The organism is Desulfurivibrio dismutans, from assembly GCF_029210385.1.
Classification (GTDB): Bacteria; Desulfobacterota; Desulfobulbia; order Desulfobulbales; family Desulfurivibrionaceae; genus Desulfurivibrio; species Desulfurivibrio dismutans.
Genome location: NZ_JARGDQ010000002.1, coordinates 114,375 through 127,976 on the forward strand (window position 1 = coordinate 114,375; position 13,602 = coordinate 127,976).

General features: G+C 56.4%; 13 protein-coding genes. All 13 read left to right on the plus strand.

The genetic code is table 11. The annotated features are described in order from the left end of the window. The first annotated feature begins 673 nt into the window (after positions 1 to 673). Entirely contained in the window at positions 674 to 3,067 is a 2,394-nt protein-coding gene (locus P0N66_RS02580; RefSeq protein WP_275802432.1) for a DUF3987 domain-containing protein, read from the plus strand. Beyond that, positions 3,067 to 3,672: a hypothetical protein gene (locus P0N66_RS02585; RefSeq protein WP_275802433.1), complete on the plus strand. Its 606-nt coding sequence runs from the start codon at positions 3,067 to 3,069 to the stop codon at positions 3,670 to 3,672. Before P0N66_RS02580 ends, P0N66_RS02585 begins: the two co-directional genes overlap by 1 nt. Before the next feature lie 121 nt (positions 3,673 to 3,793). After that, positions 3,794 to 4,102, plus strand: coding sequence for a hypothetical protein (locus tag P0N66_RS02590; RefSeq protein ID WP_275802434.1), 309 nt, complete (start codon positions 3,794 to 3,796; stop codon positions 4,100 to 4,102). Continuing rightward, positions 4,099 to 4,566 (plus strand): hypothetical protein, encoded by a 468-nt coding sequence (locus tag P0N66_RS02595; protein WP_275802435.1) that lies wholly within the window; start codon positions 4,099 to 4,101, stop codon positions 4,564 to 4,566. Before P0N66_RS02590 ends, P0N66_RS02595 begins: the two co-directional genes overlap by 4 nt. Positions 4,567 to 4,573: 7 nt before the next feature. Next, positions 4,574 to 5,113 carry a hypothetical protein gene (locus tag P0N66_RS02600; RefSeq protein ID WP_275802436.1) on the plus strand — a complete coding sequence of 180 codons (540 nt, stop codon included), beginning with the start codon at positions 4,574 to 4,576 and terminating at the stop codon, positions 5,111 to 5,113. A 42-nt stretch (positions 5,114 to 5,155) separates the two neighbouring features. Next, positions 5,156 to 5,386: a terminase small subunit gene (locus tag P0N66_RS12835; RefSeq protein WP_431189994.1), complete on the plus strand. Its 231-nt coding sequence runs from the start codon at positions 5,156 to 5,158 to the stop codon at positions 5,384 to 5,386. Beyond that, entirely contained in the window at positions 5,380 to 5,697 is a 318-nt protein-coding gene (locus P0N66_RS02605) for a hypothetical protein (RefSeq protein WP_275802437.1), read from the plus strand. The genes P0N66_RS12835 and P0N66_RS02605 overlap by 7 nt, the downstream gene beginning before the upstream one ends. Before the next feature lie 13 nt (positions 5,698 to 5,710). Then, the gene (locus P0N66_RS02610) at positions 5,711 to 5,935 is read left to right on the plus strand and encodes a hypothetical protein (RefSeq protein ID WP_275802438.1); all 225 of its coding nucleotides are present in this window, start codon (positions 5,711 to 5,713) and stop codon (positions 5,933 to 5,935) included. Positions 5,936 to 6,603: 668 nt separating this feature from the next. Next, positions 6,604 to 7,614 (plus strand): type I restriction enzyme HsdR N-terminal domain-containing protein, encoded by a 1,011-nt coding sequence (locus P0N66_RS02615; protein ID WP_275802439.1) that lies wholly within the window; start codon positions 6,604 to 6,606, stop codon positions 7,612 to 7,614. Positions 7,615 to 7,786: 172 nt separating this feature from the next. Beyond that, positions 7,787 to 9,010, plus strand: a complete 1,224-nt coding sequence (locus P0N66_RS02620; protein WP_275802440.1) for an ABC-three component system protein — start codon at positions 7,787 to 7,789, stop codon at positions 9,008 to 9,010. After that, positions 9,007 to 9,495, plus strand: a complete 489-nt coding sequence (locus tag P0N66_RS02625; RefSeq protein WP_275802441.1) for a three component ABC system middle component — start codon at positions 9,007 to 9,009, stop codon at positions 9,493 to 9,495. Before P0N66_RS02620 ends, P0N66_RS02625 begins: the two co-directional genes overlap by 4 nt. Further along, entirely contained in the window at positions 9,492 to 11,438 is a 1,947-nt protein-coding gene (locus P0N66_RS02630) for a DUF3732 domain-containing protein (RefSeq protein ID WP_275802442.1), read from the plus strand. Before P0N66_RS02625 ends, P0N66_RS02630 begins: the two co-directional genes overlap by 4 nt. A 185-nt stretch (positions 11,439 to 11,623) precedes the next feature. Then, positions 11,624 to 13,600: a type I restriction-modification system subunit M gene (locus P0N66_RS02635; RefSeq protein WP_275802443.1), complete on the plus strand. Its 1,977-nt coding sequence runs from the start codon at positions 11,624 to 11,626 to the stop codon at positions 13,598 to 13,600. Positions 13,601 to 13,602: the final 2 nt, after the last annotated feature.

Genomic DNA, 13,602 nt, shown 5'->3' on the forward strand with positions numbered 1-13,602 from the left:
CTCCGTGAACTGATCCGCGCATTTACTTAAAAATTTATATAATATCAACCCGTTATGGCGCTTGTCATGACGGGTTTTTTTGTTGGCACGGACATTGCTGTAGTAACACCCAAGAACCCATGGGATTAAGAGGGATTAATATAAATGTTAGAGAGGAGCAAAATGAGAGATCCCGACATTATCGAACATTTAAGACAACAGCTGCCTGTGGCTTTTGGGAGAACAGAAGTAGAAAAACTTCTCCCGGGAATCACCTCATCCAAAACGCTTGCGAATCTCTCAAGTTGCGGAGAAGGCCCGCCTTTTTATTACCATGGAAGAAAGGTTTTTTATGAAAAAGAGGGTTTTCTCAGTTGGCTTTCAAAGAGAATTAAGCCAGGAAACTATTGAGGCCATCATCATGATACGACATCTTATTTGTACTATGGTGGTATGTCAAACTCAAGATGGCGAGAGATCCAGAATTGGATGTCATCGGCTGATTACTGAGGGTGAGCCGGGATGAGTTCAGGTATTTACTTGGAATCAGAGCTTTTGACTTCGGCTACCGTCAAAGGATTTGGCAAATGGGAGTGGAAAATCTATCTCAGATTTCTACAAGGGTCCTTTTCAAGCCCAAAACGACCAAGAACCGGTCGTCAGAAAAGATCGTCGTCAATAATGGTGAAACAATATGATTGACGCGGCCCACACTCTGCTCGCTGCTGGTTTTTCAGTCATCCCCACCGGAGCAAACAAGAAAGCATCTATCCCCTGGGCACAGTACCAACAACAGAGGATGACGGCGGATGAGGCCAAACAGCACTTCACCAATGGCGCAAGGCTGGCTATTATCGGTGGGAAGGTGTCCGGAAATCTCGAATGTCTGGACTTTGACGACCCCACCACATACCATCCTTTTCTTGACCTGCTGGAAATGCGGTGCCCTGGCCTACCGGATAAGCTGCTGAAGAGACAGACCCCTTCCGGTGGGTATCATTTGATTTATCGTTGCTCTACTCCTGTTGCTGGCAATCTCAAACTTGCCATGATGCCGGGGGTAGATGATGACGGAAAACCGAAGGAAGACGTCCGTATAGAAACCAGGGCTGAAGGCGGATATTTTCTTTCAGCCCCTTCTGAGGGCTACAGGGTTCTTTCCGGCAGCATGACAAAATGCCCCACATTGATCGCTGAGGAAGTGGATGTGATCCATACCACGGCCAAGGCGTTTGACCTGCGAAAATCTACCAAAGGAGGGACCACTCCCCGCACCAGCGAAAACAGCAATTCACCCGGCAGCCAATTTAACCAGGCACACCAAGTGGCCGACATTTTAGAGGCCAAGGGCTGGAAGGTAGATAGGCGTACTACCTTGGGAACGGGATGGACGCGGCCCGGCAAGGATAAAGACACTTCCGGCGTTTTGTTGGATGACAGCGGCAACTTCTATGTCTTCAGCGCAAACGCTTACCCGCTGGAGCCTGGGCAGTCTTACAGCGCTTTTGCAATTTACGCCGCCTACAATCACGGCGGAGACTATTCAGCAGCAGCCCGCGATCTTGCCCGTCAGGGTTTCGCGGAGCAACCGAGAGCCGTTTCAAATGAAACGAAATCGAAAATCAAACCATTACCCGCCACCTTGGACCCAGTTGCACAATTTGATTACGACCTGCTGCCGGAGGCCCTACGGGACTGGTGCCGTGACGTTGCCGAGCGTATGCAAGCCCCGCCTGACTTCGTGGCTGTGGGCTTGCTGGTGGCAGCGGGCGCAACCCTAGGGCGTAAGATCGGGATAAGGCCGCAACAGCACACACCCTGGACCGAAGTTGCTAACCAGTGGGGCTTGATTGTGGCCCGGCCCGGCAAGCTCAAAACACCATCCCTGGATGACGCCATGGGACCGCTTAACCGGCTCATAGCATCCGCGACAGATCGGTTTCAGCAGAAGCTGCGGCAGTACGAGCGGGAAAAAGAGGCTGAAGAACTGCGGCAGCAGGCCAGGAAGAAAGCGGCCAAGGATCGGCTGAAGGAAAACCCCGACGCCGACATCTCGGACTTGCAGGGGCAGGAGATGGAGTCGCCTACCCTGCGCCGGTACAAGACCAATGACCCGACCCCGGCCGCCCTGGGCGAACTCCTGCGAGTAAACCCCAACGGTTTAATGGTCTTTCGTGATGAGTTGGTCTCTTTGTTTCGGCAGCTTGACAAGGAAGACAACGCCGAGGGGCGCGGATTTTACCTGACGGGATGGGGCGGTAACTCCCCGTACACGTTCGACCGCATCGGGCGCGGGCTTAACCTTCACCTGGAGGCGGTCTGCATTAGTGTGCTGGGTGGTACTCAACCGGGGAAGTTGGCAGGGTACATCCAGGAAGCCGTCAAAGGGGGGGCTGGTGATGATGGCCTGCTGCAACGGTTCGGGCTGCTGGTCTGGCCCGATGACCACCACAAATGGCAGAACATCGACCGGCCCGTCAATATGGTCGCCAAAAATGCCGCCTACGCAGCTTTTGAACACCTGGACAAGCTGAACCCCGCCGAAGTAGGGGCAAAGCAGGACAAGGACTTCAGCGGCGACCCAGAGGGCATACCCTATCTACGTTTCGACACCGAAGCCCTAGCCCTGTTCACCGAGTGGCGGACCGACCTGGAAAACAAAAAGCTCTGTGGCGACGACCACCCCGCGATTGTCTCTCACTTAGCAAAATACAGAAAGCTGGTGCCTTCACTGGCCCTGATCTTCCATATCATGGACGGTGGATCAGGGGCTGTTACCTTGCCTGCGGTGCTGCGCGCCCTGGCCTGGGCGGAGTATCTCGAAACGCACGCCAGAAGGGCTTACGGCGCTGTTACAAAACCGGAGGTGGGGGCAGCCAAAAGCATCCTGAAGAAGCTGAAGTCAGGAACCCTGGCTGGTTCATTTACGGCCCGCGATATATACCGTGCAGGCTGGACGGGTTTAGGTGATCGGCAGACAGTGGTCGATGCGCTAGAGCTGCTGGTTGATCACGGCTACCTGGGAGAGCAGGTCGAGTCCACCGGCGGCAGGCCGACAAGTGCCTACAACTGGCAGGGGGTGGGGTGATGAGCTACCTCGAAAAACTGAAAAAACTGAATATGCCGCCGAACCACACTGACAAAACTGACAAAAGTACTTTTGTCAGTTTTGTCAGTACCCCTCAGAGGCATTTTTCACTTTTTATTGATGAGGATGAGGGGGAAACGGCCCAAAAAAATGAAAATATGCCCCCTAACCCTACTGACAAAACAGACAAAAGTATTCAGGGCGATGAAGAAGAGATCAGGGCGACGGGGAACCGCACCTGGGAGCGTGGTAACCCGCACCTCTGCGATTGCGGTTTTGAAACTGGCTGGACGCTGGGCGGTGCGCCTCTTTGCCCTGGCTGCTGGCACGACCAGGCACCAAAGCAGGAGGCGGCCAGTAAGCAGGCCACGCCGGCCCCGGCCAACTGCGAAGGCTGCGCCGATCTCTTACTGGACATCACCGGCGGTGAAAGAACACCGGGCTGCTCGCCCAGCGGCGACGGCCTTTCCGACTGGCAACCACTGACGGCACTGGCCAGCTGCCCGCTCAACAGCGGAGGCGAACGGCACCACCGTTCAGCTAATCGCTCGTCCTCAATCCTCTCTGTTCCAGACAACTCATTAAGGAGCTATTGCAGTGCCTGATAGCACGCAAAAAACACGCCAAATTGACGGCAAATGGAAACCAGGCACCAGTGGCAACCCCACCGGCAGGCCAATCAGTAACCCCGCCCGGCGGCTACTGGCGGATAACTCGGAAAAACTGGTGCAAGCGGCCATCGACAAGGCACTTGACGGCGATACGGCGGCCCTGAACGTTTGCCTGTCCAGGATATTGCCCGCCTATCGGCCGACGATCAAACCCGTTGTGCTGAACGTTGATCCGTCGGCTGACCTGGTGGAAATCGGTCGGCAGGTGGTAAGCGCGGTGGCCGCCGGTGAATGCCCACCAGACGTTGCTGGTCAACTTCTACAGGGGCTGGGAACCCTGGCAAGGATTACCGAGATCGAAGAGCTTAAAGACCGTCTTGCCGCCCTGGAGACTGCTATTAATCTCAATAAAGGTGCAAAATGAAGATCAAAGACCAGACGTATGAGAACCTGACCCCGGATCAGCGGGTTGTTGCATTGATGGAAGCCAGCATCCGGGACGACGAGGCCGAAATGCGGCGGCTTGTCGCAACTACCCCGCGCAGGACTTACGTCCAAGGGGACGCAGCAGTTGTTGACAAATTGGAATGGCTAACCGCCCTGTGCATTGCCATTGAGCTGGATATGGCCAATATGGCCCTGACTGCCTTTCTGGTGCAAAAACATGACGGAATAAAGGCGTCGTTCAACGAAGCGGCTATCATGGCCGCGATGAACGAAGCCAGTGCCCGGTGGTTTGAAAGCAGAAATGTCCCTCGTGAAACCTGGCTGAAATTCCGACCCAAGCGCCATTTCATGGTGGACAACCTGATTGACCTGGCGCCTGAACCTGCTGATTTTGACGTACAAAATATTCTGGACCAATGGGCCAGGCAGGACATTTTCTGAGGCCGTCATGCAAATTCCAAAATCAACATATCAATCTCTGTCCCCAGCTCCCCGCGCCGTTGCGGCCTTCCTGGCAATCAACCGTTGCGATGGGAGCGAGGCAGAAAAACTGGTTGGCTCCGCCCCAAGGGGTGGGGGTCACGGGAAGCCAATTCTGGCCCTGGGCCAGGCAATTGACGCCTACAATCGTCTGGCCGGTCACTTTTTCATTCAAATGCAAAGCAGGCTCGATCTTTGGTCGGAGACGCTGGCCTACTGCGAGGCTTGGTTGGCAGCTGGCGGTGATCTTCAGGATGAGGGGTATCTTGGCAAATACAAAAATCTTGACCACCTAAAGGGCGAAGCGACTGAGTGGGCGGCGTCATTGGAGGCGGTCAGGGTGGCGGTCAGGGAATGGGCTGATAACAGCGGTGTTCCAAGAAAGGTGTTTTCCGGCCCTCTGGTCTTGGTGGACCTTGAGAAACCCCTGGGCGACTTCAAGGCGGACAATGAAGTGCTGGCCGTGGTCCGGGAATTATTCGATGACCGCTTATCTTTGGCCTGGTGAATACAGGATTGTACACCATCATTTACACTGAGAGGCAAGATCATGGCTAAAAATGCAGCCCGGGCAGGGTACAGCCCGAAAGTGGCGCGACAGGTGGCGGCCGAGAACATGACAAAACCTGTCATTGCCGAAGCGATCAGGAAGGCGAAACAGGTGCGGACGGGACGCGTCCAAGTTGATCAGGATTATGTGATCAACAAGATCAAGGAGACATTGAGAGGTGCTCCCAGGAGCGTCCGGTTCTGGATAAGGCGGGAAACCCTGTGTTGGTAGAGACGGCGACCGGCGATCTGACACCGGCATACGAGTTCGACGCCATGGCCGTGCTGCGAGGTGCTGACCTTCTCGCGAAGCACGTAGGTCTCTACGAGCGGAACAACAACCAGAAGCGTTTGGACCTGGGCGGGGACCCTCGCTCCGTGCTGGAGGTCTTGATAAGCAAATTGAACAAGTTGATAGTCAGGATGGGGCAACCACGGCATCAGGAGAAAATAGTGGTTAGCTACGATTTGGATACCAAAGCGCACGGCCAGGAGTTGGTCGATGCGTTGATTATCGGCCTTCACGGCCTCAAAAAACCTTAACGGAGGTATTTTTATGGAAAGATTTCGAACCAAACACCATGTAGTCGGCGGGGCTGTGGGTATCGACATTCCTGGCGGGGTGCCGCTGGAAAGCGTTGCCAGCGTCTTGTCGGGTGAGCTGCGTGATGTCCGCGCCCTGATGGCCCGCTTTGGGGGTGCCGCACCAGCGGGTGAGGCCATGTGGACCTTGGCCCGTGAGCAGCAGACCGCTGACCGGTTGGCCGAACTGGAAGGCTAAATCACGCACTGCGTGACGGCACAACCGGTAGGTGCTACGAGGTTGTGTTGCCCCGCCCCACCGATCCGCTGCGATTGGTGGGGCTTTTTGTTGCCGAAAACAGGCGCATATGACAGAGGTGGTCCCCCATTTTCGGACAGTGTTCTAAGGTGGACAGCCACCCACTACGGCTGACGAAAAAGGATCACCGAAGAGCAATATCAAGCGTAGCCGTTACACAGAGGAGTTCAAAGTCTTGAAAGCACTCAATGGCGAGCAAACCGCAGCCGAGCTTGGCAGACGCTGTGGCTGTCCCAACCTTTCCGAACAACCGGGGCCACCTCTGTCCAGAGTGGTTAAATTAGTTTGGTTCAAGCTGAACGAATGAAAGTGACCACCCTTGAATGAACGCGAAAGGGCTATGCAGGTAGATGTTCCCATTTCAAACTTCCCTTGCCATTGATGTCGAGACCAGAACCGGCGCTCACTGCCCTGGAAGCCCAAAATCCCGTCAAATATAGGAGATGGGTAATCGGTAACCGGAAAAAGGCTTGTAGATAATTATTTTGAATATTATAGAGGATACGAGTCTACCGGCTTCACCGTCGGAATATGGAAATGCTGGGATATACCCGGTTTAGGATGATATACAGATCTGTATAATTACTTTTGGGGCTACTGGGCTCGGCATGAATATTCCTCTAGCATTTGAAAGTCTGAACGAGACCGATATTCGGGAGGAGGTACTTGCCCCCCTTATTAGAAGTCTTGGCTACAGCTCAGGGACACCGAACAACGTTATTCGAGAACAGTCGTTGCGGTATCCAATGATGTCTCTCGGTCGCAAGGACACCAAGAGAGATCCTGCGCTTCGGGGTAAAGCGGACTACATTCTTGAAGTACAACAACGTGTGCGCTGGGTTATCGAAGCAAAGGCCCCAGAGATCACTCTCGGCGTAGACGACATAGAACAAGCATGGACATACGCCAACCACCCAGAAGTTCGTGCCGTCTATTTTGTTCTATGCAATGGCCGTGTTCTTCTTGTTTATCGAACTGTTCACGGCCCTGAAGCACCGCCAGTTCTTTCTCTCACATATGAGCAGTTGGAGTCGGACTTTCAGGTACTCTCGAATCTTGTCAGCCCCGACGCTCTGCTGCGAGACTTCCCTGACGTAGGAATCGACGTTGGAGTACCAATAGCTCCTGGGCTTAGATCAATTGCTCGGATCACAAATGGCTTTATTCGCTATGAAGCCAATAGCCTTGGGTCGCCGATGCTGAGTGAACTCCAAAATGGAATCCGAGAAGGAGCTATCGAGCGCGATAGCAATGGAACATTAGTTGTATTCTTGAAGACTGGCGGACCTAGTAGTTCTCTTCAAGAGCTTAACGAAAGGCTGGGACTTTCTATATTTGAAATGACCAGTCCAGACACCCAGCTTTCCAGCGACCCATCGCATCCAACGTTATTAACTTATGCTCATCGTGTCATTCTCCCGGCCGGCGAGAAATTACTTGACCTGAACACTTGGAAACATATTCAGCTTCCCCAAAATATTACCTGCGATGTTTGTTCAAGGGCTAGCGGCGTATTTGAAAACCGCATCTTTTCCGGGCGCTTTATGACGGATATGCATTACCTTGAATCTGGTATGACCGTCAACATGTCTGGCTCGTTTGAGGTTCATCTTGCGTAGCCCCAACCTGCGTAAAAAGCTGCGCAGGCCACTCACTTCTACGTTATGCCGCTGGAAAGCGACGCTGGAAGGACCGTACGAGTTGAGAGTGTGAAGAACGAAACGTTCTCCGGAGTTTTATCTTAACCACGATAAGACCACTGAAGCCTGCAATCAAGAGTCAATTGGATCGATGAAAGACTCAACCACCGACAAATATTCAGCTGGCGAACAGGGACTGGGATACATTTACCAGGCGCGGCTGGCCCTGCTCCATCTCCTGCAATTGCCTGAGGAAACCGCCGTCTTCCTAGAAAAGGATGATGACCTCGATTTCATCGACGGCGATGGCGGAAAATCTCTGGCCTCGCTCAAACACAAGGCGGTCGGTGACCACTTAACCGATCTTTCGACCGATTTCTGGAAGTCCGTCAATATCTGGTTGGCGCGGTACAAACGTGATGGCCGCGCCGCATCAAACCTGCGGTTCTTCCTATTCACCACTGGCACGGTGTCGGCCGGCTCGTTCCTCACCCGCTTCCTCCCCGACCAGCCTCTCTCCTCCGGTGATGCAGCCACTCTGACCGAGTTGGCGAATGCCGCGCTCGCCAAGTCGAAGTCACAGCTCATTGGCCAGATCGCCAAGGAGTTCAACGAACTGAGCGACCCCGAGAAGCAGAGTTTTCTCGAACGTATCCTGATCCTCGATGGAAGCCCGCGCATTGGCGACATCCCGGCGACGATCAAGAACAAGTACATGCGAAGCGTCCGGCGCGATCACCGCGAGTTCGTCTTCGAGCGACTCGAAGGTTGGTGGAACGATGCCGTCATCAAGCAGTTGACCAACGCCAGAACTGAAGGAATCTTCGGCTACGAGGTCTCGGACAAGCTGTCCGCCTTTGCCGAGGAATACAAGATCGACAACCTCCCCATCACTTTCCGAGGAAAGGTGCCCGCCGACGACATCGACACCGAGACCGACCCGCGACTGTTCGTAGTGCAACTGCGCGAAATCGGTATTTCCTCCAACCGGATCAGGAGCGCGATCCTGGACTACTACAGGGCGTTCGAGCAGCGGTCAGCCTGGGCGCGTGAAAACCTCTTGGTATCAGGAGAGGTCGAGGAATACGAAGATCGTCTTGCTGATGAGTGGAATCGTTACAAGGATGTCGCATTTGAGAAACTAAAGGAGGACAGCGCCGAGGACGCACTGCAGGAAGCCGGCGCGATCGTCTACAACTGGGCGGAGTTCGAGACAGGGAAGATCGAATCCCTGCGCATCCGCGCGCGGGTGACCGAGCCCTACGTTCTCCGCGGCAGCTTACACATCTTGGCGGATACCACTCCGGAACCCCGGGTCTATTGGCATCCCAGGTTCCTCGACCGTCTTGGCAAGGTGCTGGGGGTGGCTAAATGAAGCGATGGGACCAGCGCCCCTTTGAGATAAGGAATTTGTTCAACCCCGCCTTCTGCGGCTTGGTACTGTTCCGCGCCCTGCATAGCTACGAAGAAGAAGACGCCCGCGGAATGCCCTTCTCGCTGTCGCTGCTGGTGTTGCCCCTGTGCCTGCACAAGGACTCACGCGAGGTAATCGCTAGTAGCCCGCGTAGTTACCTACTCAAGACCACGGAGAAAAACCAGCAGCTAATGGTGGGCTTCGCAGACAGGGTCACCCAAATGCTGCCCTACACGTTCGAGGGGTTCGGTCTGCTGATGGAAAGGGGCTGCATTGTCATCGCTGACGACGGGCGCATACAAACAGTGCCAAATAAGGTGCGCAAGACCTTCACTGGAACAGACGAAACCGTCTCATGCCAGAAAGTGGCGCGAGTCTTCGGAAGGGAATTCGCGCGAATCGCTGACCGGGTGACCGTTTACATGACTTTCGGGATTCGTCCATGAAGATTAGTTCTATTCACATCTATAGCCACGACGGCCAACGCCGGGATCTCCAGTTCAAGGTGGACGGGCTAAACGTCATCACAGGCCGATCCTCCACCGGTAAGTCCGCGCTCTCCGAGATCATCGAGTACTGCATGGGGCGCTCCTCGTTCAACGTCCCCGAAGGCGTCATCCGCGACAAGGTGGCTTGGTTCGCCGTGATCTACCAGTTCGAGAACGAGCAGGTTCTGGTTGCCAAGCCGACCCCGACCGCAGGTGGTGCCAGCTGCAGCACTGCGATGCTGCGGCGGGGAACTCAATTGCGGGCCCCTTCGTTCAAGGACCTGGCAGTCAACACGGACGACGACACCATCGTCGAACTGCTGTCGCGTCTGCTCGGAATTCCCGAGAACCGTACCGAAGTGGCACTCGAACACAGCCGCGACAGCTTCGACGTGAATGTAAAGCATACGATTTATTACCTGTTCCAGAAGCAGGGGCTGGTTGCCAACAAGGACCAGCTTTTCTACCGCCAGAATGAGGACTACCAGCCGCAGACGATCCGCGATACGCTTCCGATCCTTCTCGGCGTTTCCTCCCGCAACCGCTATGAACTCGAGTCCAAGCTGCGCACGGCTAAGAGGGACCAGAGGATCAACACGAAGCAGTTGGAGCATGCGCGCGACGCCGTCGACACGTCGCACGATAAGGCCATCGGCCTTTACTCGGAAGCCAAGGCGGTCGGCGTCATCGGCAAGACCGACGGGAACCCCAATCCCAATGCGATCATCGACGCATTGAGATCGGCCCTGTCGTGGAAGCCCGAAACGGTACCCGACGACGACGGCAGCCGGATTTCGTGTCTGGAGGAAGAACTGGTCCAGTTGCGCAAGCAACGCCGCGAGACCCAGGCCAGGATCGATTCGACGCGCCAGTTTGCCATGCGGGCCGGGGGCTACGAAAGCGAGGCCGCAGAACAGGTGGACCGGCTGTCCTCGATCAAGGCGCTACCGAAGAACCCAGAGACCGGCGAGTGGCAATGGCCGTTCAGCGAGCGGAACCTGGCACTAGAATCGCCCATCGCCACCGTTCTGCTCTACGAGCTGGCGTCGCTCGACAAGGAGTTGCGCATAGCCACCGGCCAGCGTCCCAAGCTCGAAGCCTACCTCACCGATCTGGCCAGCACGGTGGATGAGATCGCGGGCGCCATCAGGCGGAAGGAAGCGGAGCTTTCCGCGGCGTTTTCGGCCAACGAGGTCATCGCACAGATAGGGACCCGCAACAACGCGGCCGCGCGCGTCGTGGGCCGTATAAGCCTGTTCCTTGAAACCCTCCTCCCGAACGAAGATCTCGCCAGGCTGGAAGCGGATAATCGCCGCATCAAGAACAAGGTGCAGCAGCTAGAGGACCAGATCGGCGCCGACGACAGCGACGAACGCTTAGCTTCGATCCTCAACAACATCTCCGCACAGGTAACGCGGTACATCCAGACGTTCAACGCTGAATTCGGCTCATACCCAGCGCGGCTCAATCTGTCTCAGTTGACGATCATCTTCGATCGACCTGAACGTTGGGTCCCGATGGCCCGGACGGGAGGCGGAGCGAACCATCTGGCCTACCACCTGTCGGTGTTGCTCGCCCTGCATCTGTTCGCTGCCCAGAACAACCGCCCGATCCCGCGCTTCCTCCTGATTGACCAGCCGAGTCAGGTTTACTTCCCGTCTGAACAGGTCTACAAGGATGCCGATGGCTCAGTTCAGAGGACCGAAGCCGACGCCGACCTCAATGCCGTGCGCCGGCTATTCGAGTTGTTGCTGCAGTTCACTCAAGAGGACGTCCCCGGCTTCCAGTTGATCGTTACAGAGCACGCAAATCTTCGAGAGCATTGGTTCCAGGACACCTTGGTAGAACTGCCTTGGACAAAGCCGCCAGCGCTGGTTCCTGAAGACTGGAATCAAGAATGAATCATTCGCAATGGGGCAGTAACATAAGATGAACGCTGTCCGTTCTGACGCCTGCAACTGGTTATAGACGGCTGGCGACTTATCCGAGTGGCGATTCATAACAATCAATTGCACCTGATTAAGCTTGGCTGCGCAAAATTTGCCGGCTGAATTGGACGTTGACCTCCTGACAAACGCGGAGTCACATGGAACAGAGCCAACTGAATTGGATCGCCAACTTCATCTGGGGCATCGCCGACGATGTCCTGCGGGATCTCTACGTTCGCGGCAAGTACCGCGACGTCATCCTGCCGATGACCGTCCTGCGCCGCCTCGATGCGGTGCTAGAACCAACCAAACAGGCCGTCATCGACATGAAGGCCTCCCTCGATCAGGCCAAGATCGTGCACCAGGACCAGGCCTTGCGTCTGGCGGCGGGCCAGGCCTTCTACAACACCTCGAAATTCACCCTGCGCGACCTACGGGCGCGCGCCAGCCAGCAGCAGCTCAAGGCCGACTTCGAGGCCTACCTGGACGGCTTCTCGCCGAATGTCCAGGACATCCTCGAGAATTTCGAGTTCCGCAACCAGATCCCGCGCCTCTCGAAGGCCGACGCCCTCGGCACCCTGATCGAGAAGCTGCTCTCGCCGGACATCAACCTCAGCCCCAACCCGGTGCCGAACGGCAACGGCTCTGTGAAGCACCCAGGCCTCGACAACCACGGCATGGGTACGGTCTTCGAGGAACTGGTCCGGCGGTTCAACGAGGAGAACAATGAGGAGGCCGGCGAGCACTGGACCCCGCGCGACGCTGTGAAGCTCATGGCCAAGTTGATCTTCCTGCCGGTCGCCGACGAGATCGACTCCGGCACTTACCTCCTTTACGACGGCGCCTGTGGCACCGGCGGCATGCTCACCGTTGCCGAAGAGACGCTTAAGGAGCTCGCCACGGCGCACGGCAAGGAGGTGGCCACGCATCTCTATGGGCAGGAGATCAACGCTGAGACCTACGCCATCTGCAAGGCGGACCTCTTGCTCAAGGGCGAAGGCGACGCGGCGGACAACATCGTCGGCGGCCCGGAGCATTCGACGCTGGCGAACGACGCCTTCCCCTCGCACGAGTTCGACTTCATGCTCTCCAACCCGCCCTACGGCAAGAGCTGGAAGAGCGATCTCGAACGCATGGGCGGCAAGGGCGGCGTCAAAGACCCACGCTTCGTGATCGAGCACGAGGACAATCCCGAGTATTCGCTGCTTACCCGCTCCAGCGACGGCCAGATGCTCTTTTTGGCCAACATGCTCAGCAAGATGAAGCGTGACACCAAGCTCGGCAGTCGCATCGCCGAGGTGCACAACGGCAGCTCGCTCTTCACCGGCGACGCCGGCCAGGGCGAGAGCAATATCCGCCGCTGGATGATCGAAAACGACTGGCTCGAGGCCATCGTCGCTCTGCCGCTCAACATGTTCTATAACACTGGCATCGCCACCTACATCTGGGTGCTCACCAACCGCAAACCCGAACACCGCCAGGGCCGAGTGCAGCTCATCGACGCCACCCATTGGTTCAAGCCGCTGCGCAAGAACATGGGCAAGAAGAACTGCGAACTCGCCGACGAGGACATCCGCCGCATCTGCGACACCTTCCTCGCCTTCGAGGAGACCGAGCAGTCGAAGATCTTTCCCAACGCCGCCCTCGGCTACTGGAAGGTGACCGTCGAGCGGCCTCTGCGCCTCAAGGGCATCGACCCGGAGCGCGCCCACGCCGCCAAGGAGATCAAGGCACTCAAGGAGACCGCCGAGCGCGGCGACGACGCACCTCCGGTCATCAAAAAGATCCACAAGAAGGGCGCCGCCCCTGACCCGCTGCGCGGCCTGTTCGCGGCCACCATTGACGGCAAGCCTGCGGTGGTCGAGTACGAGCCCGATCCCGACCTGCGCGACACCGAGCAGGTGCCGCTGCTGGAAGAAGGCGGCATTGAGGCCTTCCTGCGCCGCGAGGTGCTGCCCTACGCCAAGGACGCCTGGTATGTGCCCGACAGCGTCAAGACCGGCTACGAGGTGAGCTTCACGCGCTATTTCTACAAACCGCAGCCGCTGCGCACGCTGGAGGAGATCAGGGCCGACATACTCGCCATCGAAAAGGAAGCCGGAGGGCTGCTGGGCGACATAATTGGAGGAAGTTAGTC